Annotated in this window: 14 protein-coding genes and 2 tRNA genes; 10 read left to right on the top strand and 6 right to left on the bottom strand. The window is 42.3% G+C overall.

What is annotated here, in order from left to right:
- Positions 1–87: 87 nt before the first annotated feature.
- Positions 88–1,143: an NAD(P)/FAD-dependent oxidoreductase gene (locus ACSSS3_RS04045; RefSeq protein WP_442846522.1), complete on the top strand. Its 1,056-nt coding sequence runs from the start codon at positions 88–90 to the stop codon at positions 1,141–1,143.
- Here the strand turns inward: ACSSS3_RS04045 and ACSSS3_RS04040 are convergent.
- A complete protein-coding gene (locus ACSSS3_RS04040; protein ID WP_442846521.1) occupies positions 1,130–1,522 on the bottom strand; it encodes a DUF983 domain-containing protein in 393 nt (130 codons plus the stop codon). The two genes, ACSSS3_RS04045 and ACSSS3_RS04040, sit on opposite strands and share 14 nt — an antisense overlap.
- Positions 1,523–1,716: 194 nt before the next feature.
- On the opposite strand from ACSSS3_RS04040, the gene ACSSS3_RS04035 reads away from it, so the two are divergent.
- The 7 genes from ACSSS3_RS04035 to ACSSS3_RS04005 all read left to right on the top strand — a co-directional run bounded on the left by ACSSS3_RS04035 (position 1,717) and on the right by ACSSS3_RS04005 (position 10,475).
- Complete coding sequence (locus ACSSS3_RS04035) at positions 1,717–3,624, top strand: ABC-F family ATP-binding cassette domain-containing protein (RefSeq protein WP_442846520.1); 1,908 nt, start codon at positions 1,717–1,719, stop codon at positions 3,622–3,624.
- Between the two features lie 79 nt (positions 3,625–3,703).
- Positions 3,704–4,837, top strand: coding sequence for an efflux RND transporter periplasmic adaptor subunit (locus ACSSS3_RS04030; RefSeq protein WP_442846519.1), 1,134 nt, complete (start codon positions 3,704–3,706; stop codon positions 4,835–4,837).
- Between the two features lie 5 nt (positions 4,838–4,842).
- Complete coding sequence (locus tag ACSSS3_RS04025; RefSeq protein ID WP_442846518.1) at positions 4,843–8,043, top strand: efflux RND transporter permease subunit; 3,201 nt, start codon at positions 4,843–4,845, stop codon at positions 8,041–8,043.
- The gene (locus ACSSS3_RS04020; RefSeq protein WP_442847394.1) at positions 8,033–9,442 is read left to right on the top strand and encodes a TolC family protein; all 1,410 of its coding nucleotides are present in this window, start codon (positions 8,033–8,035) and stop codon (positions 9,440–9,442) included. Before ACSSS3_RS04025 ends, ACSSS3_RS04020 begins: the two co-directional genes overlap by 11 nt.
- Entirely contained in the window at positions 9,443–9,625 is a 183-nt protein-coding gene (locus ACSSS3_RS04015; RefSeq protein WP_228230639.1) for a CPXCG motif-containing cysteine-rich protein, read from the top strand.
- Positions 9,626–9,701: 76 nt separating this feature from the next.
- Positions 9,702–10,058, top strand: coding sequence for an STAS/SEC14 domain-containing protein (locus ACSSS3_RS04010; RefSeq protein ID WP_228230640.1), 357 nt, complete (start codon positions 9,702–9,704; stop codon positions 10,056–10,058).
- Positions 10,059–10,118: 60 nt separating this feature from the next.
- Positions 10,119–10,475, top strand: coding sequence for an STAS/SEC14 domain-containing protein (locus tag ACSSS3_RS04005; RefSeq protein ID WP_442846517.1), 357 nt, complete (start codon positions 10,119–10,121; stop codon positions 10,473–10,475).
- Here ACSSS3_RS04005 and ACSSS3_RS04000 read toward each other — a convergent pair.
- Complete coding sequence (locus ACSSS3_RS04000) at positions 10,472–12,043, bottom strand: hypothetical protein (RefSeq protein WP_442846516.1); 1,572 nt, start codon at positions 12,041–12,043, stop codon at positions 10,472–10,474. The two genes, ACSSS3_RS04005 and ACSSS3_RS04000, sit on opposite strands and share 4 nt — an antisense overlap.
- A gap of 125 nt (positions 12,044–12,168) precedes the next feature.
- Here ACSSS3_RS04000 and ACSSS3_RS03995 point away from each other — a divergent pair.
- A tRNA-Met gene (locus ACSSS3_RS03995) sits at positions 12,169–12,241 on the top strand.
- A 91-nt stretch (positions 12,242–12,332) separates the two neighbouring features.
- Here the strand turns inward: ACSSS3_RS03995 and ACSSS3_RS03990 are convergent.
- Positions 12,333–13,115 carry an Fpg/Nei family DNA glycosylase gene (locus tag ACSSS3_RS03990; RefSeq protein ID WP_442846515.1) on the bottom strand — a complete coding sequence of 261 codons (783 nt, stop codon included), beginning with the start codon at positions 13,113–13,115 and terminating at the stop codon, positions 12,333–12,335.
- Between the two features lie 59 nt (positions 13,116–13,174).
- Positions 13,175–14,110, bottom strand: a complete 936-nt coding sequence (locus ACSSS3_RS03985) for a sugar phosphate isomerase/epimerase family protein (RefSeq protein WP_442846514.1) — start codon at positions 14,108–14,110, stop codon at positions 13,175–13,177.
- Positions 14,111–14,258: 148 nt separating this feature from the next.
- Between ACSSS3_RS03985 and ACSSS3_RS03980 the strand changes: the two genes are divergently transcribed.
- Positions 14,259–14,333 (top strand) — tRNA-Val (locus tag ACSSS3_RS03980).
- Between the two features lie 229 nt (positions 14,334–14,562).
- Here ACSSS3_RS03980 and ACSSS3_RS03975 read toward each other — a convergent pair.
- Complete coding sequence (locus ACSSS3_RS03975; protein WP_442846513.1) at positions 14,563–15,855, bottom strand: UDP-N-acetylmuramoyl-tripeptide--D-alanyl-D-alanine ligase; 1,293 nt, start codon at positions 15,853–15,855, stop codon at positions 14,563–14,565.
- Positions 15,856–15,920: 65 nt separating this feature from the next.
- On the bottom strand, positions 15,921–17,615 hold the full coding sequence (gene gldJ / locus ACSSS3_RS03970) for a gliding motility lipoprotein GldJ (protein ID WP_228229636.1): 1,695 nt from the start codon (positions 17,613–17,615) through the stop codon (positions 15,921–15,923).
- Between the last annotated feature and the right edge of the window lie 63 nt (positions 17,616–17,678).

Below are 17,678 nucleotides of genomic sequence, written 5' to 3'. Positions count from 1 at the left end.
GCTCAGGTCGGGTCAAGTCGGGTTTTGTTTTGATTCTATTGCTTTATTTTGATTCTTTTAATTGGAGGTTTGTTTATTTTGTAACCTATGAAAACGGTTGATTATATAGTTGTGGGTTTTGGTCTGGCAGGAATGGCTTTTTGCGATCAGCTTGAGCAGCATCAGAAATCTTTTGTGGTGTATGATGCTGATTTTCCTGCTGCCAGTAAAGTTGCCGCGGGTCTGATAAATCCCGTAATCCTTAAGCGTTACACTATTCCCTGGAAAGGGGAGCAACAGTTTGATAAGGCGCTTTCCTATTTTAAACGACTTTCTGCTGCGCTTCGCTTAGAGGCTGTGGATGCAATGCCTGTACATAAGGTCTTTTCTTCGGCTGAAGATCAAAACAATTGGTTTGAAGCAACAGATAAACCCATTTTAAACCGGTTTTTAAAGGATGATCTTATACGTAGTTCAGCAGAGCCGCTTAAGGCTGATTACGGCAAAGGAGAGGTCTTAGAAAGCGTGCGTATTCGTATCCCGCAATTGCTTCATGCTTATGCTGAAAAGTTAAAAGATCAGAACCGGTTTGTTGCTGAGCCTTTTGAATACGATGCAATAGCGTTTGAAGAGAATCAAACGGTGACTTACAAAGGCATAAATGCCAGGGCTATTATCTTTGCGGAAGGTTTTGGGCTGAAAAACAACCCGTATTTTAATAAGCTTCCGTTAGTAGGAAACAAGGGGGAATATTTGATCATTAAAGCTCCTGAACTTCAGTTAAAGCAGGCTTCTAAATCCACATTTTTCATTATTCCATTAGGGGATGATTTGTATAAGGTAGGCGCGACTTTTAATTGGGCCGAAAAAGACAGTAAAGCAACTGCAGCCGCCCGGGAAGAACTTCAGGCTTACCTTTCAAAAATACTCTTATGCGACTATGAACTAGTAGATCAGGAAGCAGGTGTGCGGCCTACAACGGGAGACAGGCGGCCTTTACTGGGTAGGCATCCAAATTATCCACAACTGGTTTTGCTTAATGGTCTTGGAACTCGCGGGACGATGATGTCGCCTTATCTTTCAGAATTGCTGTACAATCATTTGGAAGATGATATTCCACTTGATGATACCGTTTCTATATCCCGATTTCCTAAGAAGTTTTAGCCTTTTCTTTATCGTAGTTGAAGAAAAAGTTCACCCATATATTTCGGCTTAAGCGCATTATAACCGGTGCCAAAACGAAAAGAACTCCAACGATTACCAGGAACGCGGTAAGCAGGCTAGAGCCCAGAAAATAATAGGAAATGATAAAAGCCGCTACTGCAAAGGCCACACCTACCCCGTAGCTCACATACATTGCCCCGTAAAAGAAAGAAGGCTCAATTTTAAATTTGGTATGGCAATGCGGACAATGTTCGTGCATTTTAAGCGTTTCAGACAGTTTGTAGGGGTTGGGGTCCCTGTACATCCCGGCTTGATGGCATACAGGACAGCTTCCGGTAAAAATGCTGTAGAGTGGGTTTCCTTGCAAAAGTTTTTTCATGGGTTTCGTTTTTACCAAATGCCTGCGGCTTTAAACCACTGCAACCCGTTTCCGGAAAATTGATTTGGCTTATGCCTGGTAAAATTAAGGTTTTAGCCTCGGGATAAATATGACTTTTAGCATTAAAATGCATTTCAAATAGACTCTGCAAATCTTGCATTAAATGGTAACTTTGCAGCTTTAAATTTTTAGCTATGCTTAACATACATAATCTTTCGGTTAGTTTTCAAGGGTCTTATCTTTTCGAAGAAGTGACATTTAGATTAGGAGAGGGAGACCGCGTAGGTCTGGTGGGGAAAAATGGTGCCGGAAAGTCAACAATGTTGCGCATAATCTCCGGGGAACAGGAATACGATACGGGCCAGATCGCAACCGATAAAGAGGTAGAGATTGGTTTTCTTAAACAGGATATCGATTTTGTTGAAGGGCGTACGGTGCTTGAAGAATCGTATCAGGCTTTTGAGAAGATTAAAAAGCTGGAGAAGCGCCTTGAAGAAATAAATATAGAGCTTGCTGAGCGTACCGATTATGAAAGCGAATATTACCATGACTTAATGGTTGAGCTCAATGAGGTACAGCAACAATATGAAATACATGGCGGTTATAATTATCAGGGAGAGACCGAGCGCATCCTGATGGGACTTGGTTTTTCGCGTTCAGATTTTAACCGAATTACCGATACCTTTTCCGGGGGTTGGCGTATGCGTATTGAGTTGGCTAAACTCCTTCTGCAAAATAATGACGTATTGCTTCTGGATGAGCCTACAAACCACCTGGATATCGAGTCTATAATCTGGCTTGAAGGTTTCTTACGCAATTATACAGGCGCAGTAGTGATTGTTTCTCACGATAAGATGTTTCTGGATAACGTAACCAATCGCACGATTGAGATTTCTTTGGGCAAAATCTACGATTATCCAAAGCCCTATTCGCAGTACCTCGTATTGCGCAAAGAAATGCGTGATCAGCAGATGGCTGCCCAGAAAAACCAGCAAAAGGAAATTGAGCAGACCGAAAAGCTTATTGAGAAATTTCGGGCCAAAGCTTCAAAAGCGACCATGGCCCAATCGCTCATCAAAAAGCTTGACCGTATGGATGTGATTGAAGTAGATGAGGATGATAACAGTGTGATGACACTTAATTTTCCGGTTTCTGTGGTTCCCGGGAAGGTGGTTATTGAGGCTGAAAATGTATCGAAAAGCTATGGCGAAAAAACGGTTTTAAACGGAATTGATCTGCTGGTAGAACGTGATAGCAAAACGGCTTTTGTGGGCCAAAACGGTCAGGGTAAATCTACTTTGGCAAAAATTATTGTTGATGAGATCAGCTACGAGGGTAGGCTCAAGTTGGGGCATAATGTACAAATAGGTTATTTCGCCCAGAATCAGGCAGATTATCTGGACGGAAACAAAACCGTACTCGATACCATGATCGACGCAGCTAATGAAAAAAACCGCAGCAAAGTGCGTGATATTCTCGGCTCCTTTTTATTTCGCGGAGACGAGGTTGAGAAGTACGTACGGGTACTCAGCGGAGGGGAGCGTAACCGCCTGGCACTGGCCAAACTCATGTTGCAACCCTTCAACGTGCTTGTGATGGATGAGCCTACAAACCACCTGGATATCAAATCTAAGAACGTACTTAAGGATGCTCTTAATCGCTTTGAGGGAACTTTGCTGATCGTGTCTCACGACCGGGATTTCCTACAGGGATTAACCAAAACGGTTTACGAGTTTAGAAATCACCAGATCAAGGAATATCTGGGAGACATCGACTATTATCTGGAGCAGCGTGAGGTAGAGAATATCAGGGATATTGAAAAGAAGGATAAAAAAGAGAAAGCAAAGCCGGTTGCTTCAAAAAACACCTACCACGATCAAAAGAAGTTTAAATCGCTTAGTAATCAATTGAGTAATACTGAAGCCGAAGTACAAAAACTAGAGCGTGAACTCAAAAAAATGGATGCAGAACTGGCTCGTGATTACGAGAAGACTTCAGCCAAACCTGATTTTTTTGATAATTATAATGCAGTCAAAAAAAAGCTGGAGCGCTCCATGGAAAAATGGGAAAGCCTCTCTGAGGAACTGGAAGAATTTAACTAGTCTTTAACTTTAGGCTTTTGTTAACTGATGTAGTACGGTCTTACAGGTATTTTTGCTAAAATCTTATTAACTAGACAGAATGCTTACAGCTGTACGTACTATTATCGCGCTAATTATTGTGGGTGGCGCTGCCACTGCAGGATATTTTATCGCCAATCGGGATAAGGATATTCCTAAAGAAGTTGAAAAAGCGGTGAAAACCGTTTTTGTTGACGAAGTTCAAAATGGTACTGTACCCATAATTATTCCGGCAAACGGAAATTTGGTTGCAAAAAACAGACTGGAGCTATATGCCGAAGTTCAGGGCGTTTTTAGATCGAGTGCACATGACTTTAAAGTAGGCCAAACTTATTCACGCGGGGAAACCCTTCTTAATCTGGACGCTTCAGAATATTACACCACAGTACAGGCAGCCAAGAGCGAACTCTACAATGTAATCACTTCTGTAATGCCCGACCTGCGGCTCGACTATCCGGAGTATTTTCAGAAGTGGCAGAATTATCTCAACGGGTTTGAGATGAGCAGAACGGTGCCTCAGTTGCCCGAGACCGCTTCCGATAAAGAAAACTATTTCATTACCGGCCGCGGAATCTTTTCGGCATATTACAACGTGAAAAACCTGGAAGAGCGCCTGGTGAAATATCGCATTACCGCTCCATTTAGCGGTATTCTTACCGAAGCCGCCGTCACGCGCGGAACCCTTATTCGTCCCGGTCAGAAATTGGGAGAATTTATAGATACCTCTGTATATGAACTCGAGGTTTCACTGGGTAAAAAGTTTAGCGATTTGCTTGAGCTTGGAGAAGAAGTGGAGCTTAAAGATGCCGCTGGTGTTGCCTATACCGGTAAGGTGGTGCGCATAAACGGCCGGGTAGATCAGGGGACTCAAACCATCAAGGTTTTTATTGAAGTAAAAGGTTCAGACAGCCTTAAAGAAGGTATGTTTCTCGAAGCGCAGCTCAATGCCAAAGAAGAACTCAATGCCATTAGCCTGCCAAGACAGCTGGTGGTAGATAATTCAAAAGTTTATATTGTGCGCGACAGCATTCTTGACCTGGTAGAAATAGACCCGGTTTATTTTTCAGATGAAAATGCGGTGATCAAAGGTCTTGAAGATGGTACGCAATACCTGGCCAAACCGGTTCCGGGAGCTTATGCAGGAATGCGGGTTAAGGTGTATGGGGAGGAGTCTGCTAAAGCGCAAACCGAGTAGGCTTTATGAGAAAAATCATCAGTTATTTCATAAAGTACGATGTTGCAGTCAATATCGTCATTTTTGCATTTATCATTTTTGGAATCATTGGCGTGTTGCGTATGCGCTCGTCGTTCTTTCCACTTATAGATTCTGAAATTATAACCATAAATGTCACCTACCCCGGGGCAGCCCCTCAGGAAATTGAGGAGGGTATCATCTTAAAGATTGAAGATAACCTTAAAGGACTGGTAGGGATTGAACGGGTTACTTCAACTTCGAGAGAAAACGGGGGTAATGTGACGATCGAGATTGATAATGACGAAGATATTAACGTCATTCTTGCCGAAGTTAAAAATGCCGTAGACCGCGTACCCAGTTTTCCCAGTGGTATGGAGCCTCTTGTTGTTGCAAAACAGGAAGCCATACGGGAGACCATTGGTTTTGCTGTAAGTGGCGAGACCTTAGATCTTGCTACGCTAAAGCAAGTTGCCCGGGATATCGAATACGATTTGCGTGCGATGGATGGGATTTCCCAAATAGAAATCACCGGGTATCCCGAAGAGGAAATTGAGATTGCCGTAAGGGAAAACGATCTTTTAGCCTATAACCTCACCTTTGAGGAAGTCGCACAGGCTGTCTCCAGAGCAAACATTCTTACCACGGGAGGTAATATCAAAACCGAAACTGAAGATTATCTCATACGAGCCAATAACCGTGAATATTATGGTAAAGAGCTTAATAATCTTATTGTAAAGGCTAATCCAGACGGTTCCCTGGTGCGTCTTGGAGACATTGCGGTAATACGCGACCGTTTTTCGGAAACTCCAAATGCATCCTTTTTTAACGGGAATCTGGCGGTGAATGTAGAAATCAGCAATACCAATAACGAAGATCTATTGCCTACAGCCGAAAAGGTGAAGGCGTATATTGAAGAGTTTAATAAGAAATACGATGCAGTACATATAGACATTACCTCAGACTCTTCCGTAAGGCTGGAGCAGCGTACAAATCTGCTGCTGGTAAATGGTATTGAGGGAATTTTACTGGTATTGCTTTTTCTATCCTTTTTTCTGAATACCCGCCTGGCATTTTGGGTAGCTGCCGGAATTCCTGTAGCTTTTCTTGGGATGTTTATTTTCGCCGGAGGTTTTGGCGTTACCATAAATGTGTTGTCGCTTTTCGGGATGATTATTGTAATCGGGATTCTGGTAGATGATGGGATTGTCATTTCCGAAAATATCTATCAGCATTACGAGATGGGCAAGACTCCCATTCGCGCTGCGATAGATGGTACGATGGAAGTGATTCCGCCTATTATTTCGGCCATCATCACTACGGTTCTTGCATTTTCTACCTTTTTGTTTCTGGACAGCCGTATCGGGGAGTTTTTTGGGGAGGTTTCGACGGTCGTTATACTTACTCTGGTGGTTTCTTTAGTTGAAGCACTCATCATCCTGCCGGCGCATATTGCGCATTCTAAAGCCCTGGTGCGGGAAGAAGATCTGGACATCAGTTCAAAGAAGGGTTTTGATAAGTTTTTATATAAGCTGCGTTTTTTCAACGAGAAGGGCGATCAGTTTATGCAGTATATGCGTGACAACCTCTATACGCCCGCATTGCGCTTTACGTTAAAGAATCAGCTTATAACCCTTTCTATTATTATTGGATTGTTTGTGTTGACCATAAGTTCGATTATGGGAGGCGTCATTGGGGTTACCATCTTCCCAAGTATTGCCAGTGACACGGTTTCGATAGACTTGCTTATGCCCGAAGGAACTAACCCGCAGCGTACCGATAGTATAATTACTATGGTAGAGCAGGCTGCCTGGAGGGTAAATGACGATTATACTGCAAGACAGAGTGGTAACAAACAGGTTGTTGAAAATATTATTAAGCGTGTGGGGCCCGGTAATAACAAGGCTTCCCTGCGTATAAACCTGCTTCCCGGGGAGTTTAGGGATTTTTCTTCGCCAGATATTACAAATTCAATACGCGATGAAGTGGGCGATGTGTATGGAGTAGAGCGGCTCACTTTTGGTTCCGGCGGAAACTTTGGCGGCAGCCCGATTTCGATTTCTCTTTTAGGTAATAATACCGAAGAACTAGAGGCTGCAAAAGATGAGTTGCGTATAGCGCTTGAGGATAATGCCCTGCTGCGTGATGTAGTAGACACAGATCCTGAGGGTATAAAAGAAATTCAAATCGAACTTAAAGAAACGGCCTATGCTCTGGGGCTCAATTTAAACTCGGTTATGAGCCAGGTGCGCGGTGGTTTTTTTGGAACCCAGGCACAGCGCTTTCAGCGGGGTCAGGATGAAATACGCGTTTGGGTACGTTATGACCGCGATGACCGCAGCAGCCTCAATGATCTGGATGATATGCGAATAGTGACTCCTTCCGGAGAGCGTATTCCGCTTAGTGAGATAGCTACTTACGAGATAAGTCGGGGAGATGAATCCATCAGTCACCTGGAAGGCCAGCGCGAGATACAGGTCAATGCAGATATGGCAGATCCTAACGGGAGTGTAACAGACATTCTGGAGGACATCAAGACTAATATTCTGCCCGATATTTTATCGAAATATCCTACCCTTTCTGTTTCGTATGAGGGGCAAAACCGGGAAGCAGAAAAGCTTAGCAGTTCGGCAAATAAAGTCATCTGGGTCATACTCTTTTTGATTTATGCCACGATCGCGTTTACCTTCCGCAGTTACAGTCAGCCTTTTTTACTGTTGTTGATGATACCTTTTAGTATTATAGGTGTGGCATGGGGACATTACCTCAATGGCTTCCCTATAAACGTATTGTCGGCTTTAGGAATTATTGCATTGATAGGGATTATGGTTAACGATGGATTGGTGCTTATAGGTAAGCTTAACGGCTTCCTGAAAGAAGGGATGAAATTTGAAGATGCGATATTTGAAGCAGGTAGATCCCGTTTTAGGGCTATTTTCCTTACCAGTATCACTACTATTGCCGGTTTGGCGCCCTTGCTTCTTGAAAAAAGCAGACAGGCACAGTTCTTAAAGCCGATGGCTATTTCTATTTCCTTTGGTATTGCAATCGCAACCGTATTGACCCTGTTAATGCTGCCGTTGCTGCTTTCCATCTCAAACAAGATCAAAATCAAATCAGCTTGGGTGCGTACAGGTAAAGAACCCTCACGGGAAGATGTAGAGCGGGCTATAAAAGAATTAAAGCAGGATGAAGATGATGCGCATTAATTTAAATAAGACGATGGCAAACCACTTATTCCACACTTTTAGATTGGCTTGGACTGTCAGGATAAGCTATGTGTTCTTCGCTGTGTTTCTCTTTAGTGAAACGATTGGGGCTCAGGAGCAGCTTTCTAAAGATGAAGCCATTAAGCAAATGCTGGAGAATAATTTTGGGATTAAACTTGCCGAGAATCAGTTGAAGATAGCAGATAATAACCAAAGCATCCTCAATTCGGGCTATCTCCCATCTATTACCGGTAACGCAGGAGCTCAATACGACCAATCTGATGATATTAGGGAATTTCCCGGGGTATTTGATGAAAATGGAGACCCAAGGGATGATGTAGTCATTGAGGGTGCTGAAACTCAAAGCTACAATGCTGCGGTAAACGTAAATTACCTTTTGTTTGACGGGTTGGGCAGGTATTACAATTACAAACAGCTTCAGGAACAGTACAACCTCACCGAACTACAGGTACGGGAAACGATTGAAAATACGGTTTTACAGCTTTACAGTGTGTATTATGATGTTGCACGCCGTTCTGAAAATTTAGAAGTGCTTAAAAAAGCTTTAGCAATATCCCGGGATCGGGTAACCCGTGCGCAGTACCAATTTGATTATGGCCAAAACACAAAACTTGAGGTCCTGCAGGCAGAAGTAGATGTAGTTACAGATTCTATTAATGTGCTTAACGCCAAACAGGATTTGATAAACGCCAAGCGGGACTTAAATGTGGTCTTAAACCGGGAGCTTGAAGTGGGTTTTGAAGTAGATACTGTTGTTAATTTTCAAAATCAGCTCATCCTTGAAAGTTACATCAAGGATGCTCCGCAAAATAATGTCACCTTACTACAGGCAGAAAAATCTGTTACAATAAGCGATTTTCAAATTAAAGCAAACAAGGCGCTCTTTTTACCCAGTATCGGTTTAACGGGTAGTTACGGGTGGAACCGCTCAAACAATCCGGCATCTGCATTTTTCCCGGGTTCGATTTCGCGAGGTGAAAGTTTACGTTTAGGTGCTAGTCTTACCTGGAGTTTATTTGATGGTGGGCGTAATATCATCAGCCTTAAAAATGCAAGGATATTAAAGGATTCTGAGGTTTTGCAACGGAAGCAGTTTGAGCTTCAGATAGAGCGAGACATCGCAAATGCGGCCGGGAACTACGCAAATCTGCTACAAATTTACCGCATACGGGAACAAAATGTAGAAACCAACGAAAACAATTTAGAACGCTCTCAGGAACGTCTTAAACTGGGGCAAATTTCATCTATTGAATTCCGGCAGGCTCAGGTTAATCTAATTAATGCTGAGACCAGTAAGAATTTTGCAAAGTATGATGCAAAACTGGCAGAGCTTGAATTGCTGCGGTTAACAGGCCAGCTGCTTAATATCGAATTTTAAATGGAAGAACATTTTTTTCAATGTCCGTATTGCTGGGAAGAGATTTCTATGTTGCTCGATACTTCCGTATCCTATCAGGTCTACGTTGAAGATTGTGAGGTATGCTGCAATCCTATAGAATTGAGTGTGCGTTATGAGGAGCAGGAGTTAACAGCATTTCAGGCCAACAGTATAGAACAATAAACCTACCTGAAATAAAAACTGTTAAAAGGGGTTTTTTGGCAAAAAGGTTTCGTAACTTATTATAAAACAAAAAGTTATGAGCTTAAGGTATTTTGAATTGGGAAATGAGGTTTTAGGATTTCTCACCACAACCAAAATTGAGGAAAGAGATCTCGAAGAAGTTCATGTAGAAATCAAGAAGCGACTCGAAAATCACAATAAAATACGCATTTATTGCGAAAATGCTTCCGGAGAAGCGATGTCTGCAAAGGCTTCTCTGGAAGATCTTATCTTTAAATTGAAGTTTAAAGACCGTTTTGAAAAGGTCGCGATTGTTTCAGATGTTTTTAAAGATAAGCTACGCACTAAGGTAGAATGTACTTTTCTCAATTCACAATGTCACTTTTTTAAATGTTCTGAGCGTACCGAGGCCTTACAATGGGTCGTTCGTTAATAGTCCTGAATAACTTTGATACCTGAATTTTATCCTTTAAATTACAACTAAAATTTTAAGGTGCTTCTAAATTTTAGTTTTTCAGACAATTCCGTAGGCTACATAATTGAGGGCTCTATGGATTATAAGGCCGTTCAGGAATTGAAGGCGGCCATTCTTGAGATGCTGAAAGAACACGACACAATTAATCTGTATCTTGAAGATAAAAATATTGATCGTTTTACGCTTGATGCTATTTTTATAGCTTCCATCTTCCCCATGCAACATTTAAGAAAGCTCAATAAAATTGCGATGGTGACAAACCGAAAATGGATTCACGCAATCGCCAATTTTAATAAGGCACTTGTAGGAGTTGAGATACGTAATTTTACAATCGAAGAGCGATTGGATGCTATTAGCTGGATTGCTGAAGATTAATCAAGCAGGGTCATCGATTTCAGCATGCCTTCCTTGATGTTGATCCAGAGGTAGTTAAAAAAGGACTTGTTGCGATTGCGTTCTACTTCGCCCTGACCTTCCTTGAAGCCTGATTCCTCCCGTTTACTGGTTTTCGAAATAAAGATATTTGCCAGGGTACTGGCCAGCCATTTTTTCTTCTTTTTCTCCTGATCAACGATGCTCACCCTGTACTCATCATATTTCATTTTCATATCGATCTGAGAGCTGTAGTCATTACCGGTAATATCAAAATAAACCTCCTGAAGGCTTCCTTCCATCGAGACTCCAAGATTGGGCGAGGTAAATGCATTTAAATCCTCGGCCGGCAGGTTTTGCAGGCTTCCGTTAACGTGAAAAAGATCCTGTGTGTTTTGCACATCAAAATTCCAACTCAGCCTTAGCGGGCTTTGTTTCATAAACACTGCGCGGATGTCGATTGCTGTTTTTTTGGTACCGATTTTATACGTATTACCCAGATTATAAATCGAAGCATTGATTTGTTTAAAATCAAGTCTGCCGGCCTGTGTTGTACTGTTTACCTTTTCTTCATAGGTAATGGCTCCATTTTTTATACGAACCGAATCAATCATCAAATCGAAGTTTAATTCACGAAGCTTTTGAGAATAAAGCGGCTTGGTCTCGTAGTTGTCGGGTAAACGTTTGTCCCGGTAGATGATAAGTACCGGTTGCTCCATCTCCAATACCGAAGCATCAACGTACACTTTTTTTGAGGGATGATGGCCATACCGTAATGAATCTAGCGTCACGCGCTTTATGCTGAAGTTGGTATGGTCCTGTTCCCGGCTGATGCTTTTGCTGAGGGTGCTTCGGCTTACGATGGTCTTTAGGTGCGTGTTTTCTAACACCAGGCGAATACCGTCCCATTTAACCTGCGCTATGGTAAGAACATCAAACTCATTAAGCTTGTAATACAGGGAGTCTGAACTTAATTGTATTTGCTCGTAGTTAAAGGGGCGGGTGGGCGTTTCGGTAATTGTGGGAGTTATAGCGGTGAGCTTTAAATTGAAATGGGCTGTTTTGAGAACAACCTGCTCTGTTTCGGGATTGCGTATTTGTATAAAATCGGTTACCAGATTAAACTGTTCGATTTGAAACTTGTGATCCAGATTTTTTGCACTTATGGGGTTGTCGATACTGTCTTGTTTTTCCTTTTGAGAGACTTCCCTTTTAGGCCCCTGATGGGGATAATGTATTAAAGTATCTGCGTGAATATTTATTTTATTAAAGTGAATATTCTTTTCCCTGAAATAATCCCAATGATTAAAGCCTTCTAAAGTCACTGTGGCATTCTGAACCCGGCTTCCGGGAAGCGAATCATTAGATTGAAAGCTTACGCAGGCATTCTTCATTTGGGCATTACCGCCCCAGCTGTCAATATTCAGGTCCTCGTAGCTTAAGGAAATAGATTTTGGCAGGTCGTTTTCAATGACCTCCTGAAGTTGATCTTTGAGATACGAATTGAGGTACAGCGCGGTTAAACCCAGCAATACAACCACTATGAATAACCCGGCAAGTATTTTTCTCATAGGTGTAAGTTATCTATTACTCAGAGTGATGCGTGTTATTGAAATGATAATATTAATAAAAGTTACATTTATTACAGCAATTCTTGTGTGAAAGGGAAATTAGTTCTATATTTGCCGTCCAATATCGCGGGATAGAGCAGTAGGTAGCTCGTCGGGCTCATAACCCGAAGGTCACTGGTTCGAGTCCAGTTCCCGCTACTAGCAAAGACAAAGCTTCACATAAATGTGAAGCTTTTTTTAGTTTAGATCATTTTGTAATTCTTCTACCGCCTTTAGAAGATCCTTCCGGTTATAATTTCTGCCATTTAGGCGAAAAGTAAGTCGATCGGCCTCCCACTTTGATTTTTTCGATTTCTGCACCGGTGTGATGGCAGGTTGCGCCTTCTTTTCGATTATGAATTAAAAAATCTTCCGGAAAGTCTGCATAGTGCGCGTCGTGCTCAATAGCGGTTTCTATAACGTGCTGCATAGCATCATAGATCGTTTTGATTTGGGTTTCGGTAAGATCTTCGACCTTTTGTTTGGGATGCATCTGCGCCTGATACAGGATTTCGTCGGCCATCCAGTTGCCCACCCCGGCGCAGACGCTTTGATCTAACAATACTTTTTTTATATCGGTCTTGCGGGTAGCAAGCGTCTCTTTAAACTCCTTAAGACTCAGTTCCCGGGCATCTTTGCTCAGGTTGTGGGATGTTTGGTAGTCTTCGATGTCGTCAACCAGCTCCCACCAGCCAAATTTTCGTTTGTTTTCAAAGGCGAAATGAAATCCGTTTTCAAACGTAAGTACGATATGTCCAAATTTTGGACGGTCATCCGGGTCTTTATAATAATTAGGTCTGCCGGTCATCCCAAAATGCATCAGCAGGATTTTAGGGCCGGTTGTTTTTAGAAATAAATACTTACCTATACGTACGGTTTCAGTCAGGCTTTCGCCCAAAAGCGCTTTTTCAAAATCGCTTACAGGTTTTTTTAATAGGCGTTTGTCGCGGCAATCCAGAGCGGTGATTTTTTTGTGCAGGCTGGTGCTGTCTATGTATATTTTGTAGCCGTGTACCTCGGGTAATTCGGGCATATTATAAAAATGTTTAAATAAAAAACCCCCGTGATGTAAGGCGGGGGCTGAGTGATTTATTAGTTAAAGCCGATTTCCTCGAGCGCTTTGTGACTTATTTTAATGGCTTCAAGAGGGGAGTGGGTAAAAGTCATATCCTGTTCCACAAAATAGTATTGCATTCCGGACTTTTCTTTTTCGGCCAGGATTCGAGCAAAATCAATGCTGCCTTCTCCCACAGGGGCAAAGCGGCCTTCTGCATCCATATCCTTTACATGCCAAAGCTTAAATCTTCCGGGATACTTCTCAAAATAGGCAACCGGGTCTGCACCTGCTTTGGTTACCCAAAACAGATCCATCTGAAAGTTTACATATTTCGGGTCGGTATTTTCGAGCATATACTCAATGGGTACAATTCCATCGGCATTGGGCTTGTATTCAAAGTCGTGGTTGTGGTAAAGAAGCTGAAGTCCTGCTGCTTCACATTTTTCGCCAAGCGTATTCAGAATTGAAGTTAATTCCTTCACAGTACCACTCATCCCCATAGTTTGGGTTTCGGGATCAAAGGTAAACATCCCCATAGGCGGAACGGGAACGACAAAATAGGTAAAGCCCGCGGCTTTAACGTCTGCAATCATTTGGTCTGCATTCTCAAGCGTAACACTTCCCTGATGGGTACTAATGGGTTTTAAATTTACCTCGGTGAGGTATGCTGCAAAATCGGCAGGGCTCATGCCGTAAAACAGGCCTTCATTATATCCGGCGGCCTCGATATTGAGGTATCCGTCTTCAGCAACCGTTTTTAGCGTTTTTTTAGGGTCTTCCCCCATAGTGTCACGCAACGTGTAAAGCGCCAGTCCGCCAAATTGTGCATCTGCTGTTTCAAGGCTGTCAGCAGCAATTGCCGTATCATCCTGTTGATCTTTTTTCTTTTCACCACAGGAGACAAAGAGGAAAGCTGTTAAAATAAAAGTCAGTATAAACTGACGGGTCATTTGATTTTTAGGGTTGTTCATATCAGGTAATTTTTAATAAGTCACTAAAAATAGTCAATTTCGGGTAACGCACTTTACAGGAATCAAAATTTAGCGTACTTCAAATTCGCAATATTTCGGCTTTAAAAAGTTTGTTATAACCTGTGACTTGATTAGCTTTGCCGGCTCGGGGACATTAACTCAGTTGGTTCAGAGTGTCACGTCGACAACGTGGAAGTCACTGGTTCGAATCCAGTATGTCCCACAAAAAAAAGCGGTACTGATTTTTCAGTATCGCTTTTTCATTTTAGGGCTGTTAACATCAAATTAACGCTTCAACCTTTCAAAATACCCGATATCGGGTATTTACACCACAGGTTTTTGCTTGTACATTTACACAAGTGAACAAAGTCATGGGTGAAATAATGACGATGTGGTCAAATGTATTTATTTGATCTTACAATGAGTCTATAGGGAATAGGGGCCTTATAGGCTCATTTTACGTTTAGGAGGTTTAATATGCGTTCCAGAGCCATTCCGCGCGAACCTTTGATTAGAACAGTGGCCTGTGCTAATTGGGCTTTTACTTCATCAGGTAAGCCTGTTTCCAAAAACTGCTCGGTAGAGGCATAGCATATTGCGTTATTTTGGGTCTTTATAAAATTGCTTCCAACCAGAACGATTTGATTAATATGGAATTGTTCTGCTAAATCTGCTATGTACTGGTGTTCTGCAGCTGCTGCTTCTCCCAGTTCAAACATATCCCCCAGGATAGCCAGCTTGTAGATAGCATGTGTGGTGGCGAGATTTCGCAGGGCCGCCTCCATACTGCTTGGGTTGGCATTATAAGCATCCATAATTAAGGTCTGCTTGTCATTTTTAATAAGTTGAGAGCGGTTGTTTGAAGGGATATAGCTTTCTAAAGCCTCTTTAATGGCAGAATGCTCAATTTTAAACAAACTTCCAAAAGCTGCTGCAGCCGCGAGGTTAACCTCGTTGTACTGGCCAATGAGATTGCTTTCTACAATGGTTTCAGAAAATTTAATGTGGGCGAAAGGCTCCGCCAGTGCATAGGAAATCTTTAGGTCTGCTTCTTCGGTTTTACCGAATGTATACGTGTGTGTGCTGCCTAGCCGTTTTTGCTGAATAGGGTCGTCCAGGTTTAAAATCAGCGAACCTTTGTGTCCTATAAGATGTAGATAGAGTTCGCTCTTGCCCTTGATGACTCCTTCGACACCCCCGAAACCTTCCAGATGCGCTTTGCCAAAATTGGTGATGTATCCATAATCAGGTTGGGCGATTTCACACAGACTTTGGATCTCGCCCTGGTGATTGGCGCCCATTTCTACGATTCCCAATTCGGTATCTGAAGACATGGATAAAAGGGTAAGCGGTACTCCTATGTGATTGTTGAGATTTCCCTGTGTGGCAACCGTTTTGAACTTTTTAGAAAGCACAGCGTTAATGAGCTCTTTAGTTGTGGTTTTGCCATTGCTTCCCGTGAGGGCAACAATGGGAATGTCCAGGTGTTTTCTATGGGTGTAAGCCAGTTCCTGAAGGGTTTTAAGTACGTCTTCAACCAGAATGATTTGGTCTGTTGTTGCATATTCACGTTCATCAACTATCGCCAGTTTTGCACCTTTAGTTAAGGCTTCTTTCGCGAAGCTGTTGCCGTTGAAATTATCGCCTTTAAGCGCAAAAAACAACGAATCTTTTTTGATTTTACGGGTATCGGTGCTTACGCCGCTGCTTTCTAAAAAATGTTTATGAATTTCCTGAATGTTCATAGCTGTGCATAAAAAACGCCCTGAGCTTTAGGGGCAAAGGGCGTAGATTTTTTTATAAATAGAATTTAGTTACGTGGTGTTTTGTTTTTGGTAGATTTTGAACCTACGCGAGACATTGCGTTTCTAAAGCCTATGTCATCGGTAGCCATCGTTTGTGGCAGGTATCTGCGTTGAGCAGGATCTAGCCAGTATTCGCGATCTCTCCAGGATCCTCCTTTATAAACGCGTACCTCGTCATCTATAAGTGTGGTTCGGTCATTTGCTTTGTCGTATTCTTTAGTCAAACCATCTTCGCCAGCTGAAATCTTGTTGATTGGAGAGTCATACATACGATCGTTAGGGCTGTCAGAATCTGAAAAGCTCTGATAGTAACGTGTAGATTGCTTATCACCATCTCTAAAGTTACGGTTGTCACTGTCAGAGAACTGGGTTCTTAAATAGGTTTCATTATCATCCACAGGTACCTGAAGAATCTCTCCCGGAAGATTGCGGGCTACAATTTTACCGTTTTCAAGCGTGTCGTATACAATATCTTCGGTTGTTAGAACCTTAACGGTGCCGTCTTCATTGATAGCATTTTTGGTGTATACGTTACCTCTATAGTAGTTAAAGTCGTTAAACTCATCGTCTATAATAGGTCTGTAAACGTCAGCAACCCATTCAGAAACGTTGCCGGCCATATCATAAAGGCCAAAATCATTAGGAGCATAAGACTTGATTTCTGCTGTAATATCTGCATTGTCATCAGACCAGCCTGCAATACCGCCATAATCCCCGTCACCCTGCTTGAAGTTTGCTAATTGATCTCCGCGAGTCTTTCGTTCTCCCGAACGGGTATAAGCGCCATCCCATGGGTATTTTTTTCTACCGCGGTAAACGTTGTACTCTCTAAGACCTACAAGGCCTAAAGCTGCATATTCCCATTCTGCTTCGGTAGGTAAACGGTATTTGGTAGTAGAGATGATACCGTCTTTCATTTGCACATAAATATCTTTAGCTTCAGATCCTCCTGGATTATCAGCAGATGCTTTTGGGGTATTTGCTTTTTCGCGACGCTCAGAAGCTTTACCACCACGTATAACATCATCCTGACCACCGTAAGTTAAACTGGGTGCCTGGAGATAGGTATAGGTGTCAAAAGTAGACTCGGCATCTACATTGTATTTGGCTCCTTTTTGGGTGTAACCTTCCTGTTCAAGAACAAATTCATTGTATCGGTTAGTTCTCCAGTTTCCAAATTCTACAGCCTGAATCCAGCTGACACCAACTACCGGATAGCGGGCATAAGCGGGGTGACGCAGGTAGTTTTCGGTCATCGTTTCATTAAAACCAAGGCGGTTTCTCCAAACTAAAGTGTCTGGCAATGCACCGTAGTAAATATTGCGGTAATTAGCTTCTTCGGGAGGGAATACTTTTTTAAGATAATCAAGATATTCCAGATACATAAGGTTTGTAACCTCAGTTTCGTCCATATAAAAAGACTGTACGTGTTGCTGCGTAGGCGTGTTATTCCAATCATGCATCACATCATCCTGCACGCGTCCCATGGTAAATGTACCACCTTCGATAAAAATCAAACCGGGAGCAGCCTCCTGTTCTTTGTAGTCGGTATTGGCCTGGAAGCCACCATTTTTGTCATTGATACTCCAGCCTGTGGCGCGGGAACTGTTCTTATAGTCCCGGCCATTATTGCTACAGCCAATCAGAAGTAGGGTTGAAAAGCTTAAAACTATCGTTCTAAACACAAGATTTTTGTTCATATTCTAAAACCTTTAAGAAAATTTGGGACTGCAATATACTATTAACGTGCCCAAATTGCAATA

Origin of the sequence: Leeuwenhoekiella sp. H156, assembly GCF_052218455.1 — a bacterium.
Lineage (GTDB): Bacteria > Bacteroidota > Bacteroidia > Flavobacteriales > Flavobacteriaceae > Leeuwenhoekiella > Leeuwenhoekiella parthenopeia.
This window is presented reverse-complemented; position numbering and strand designations above follow the sequence as displayed.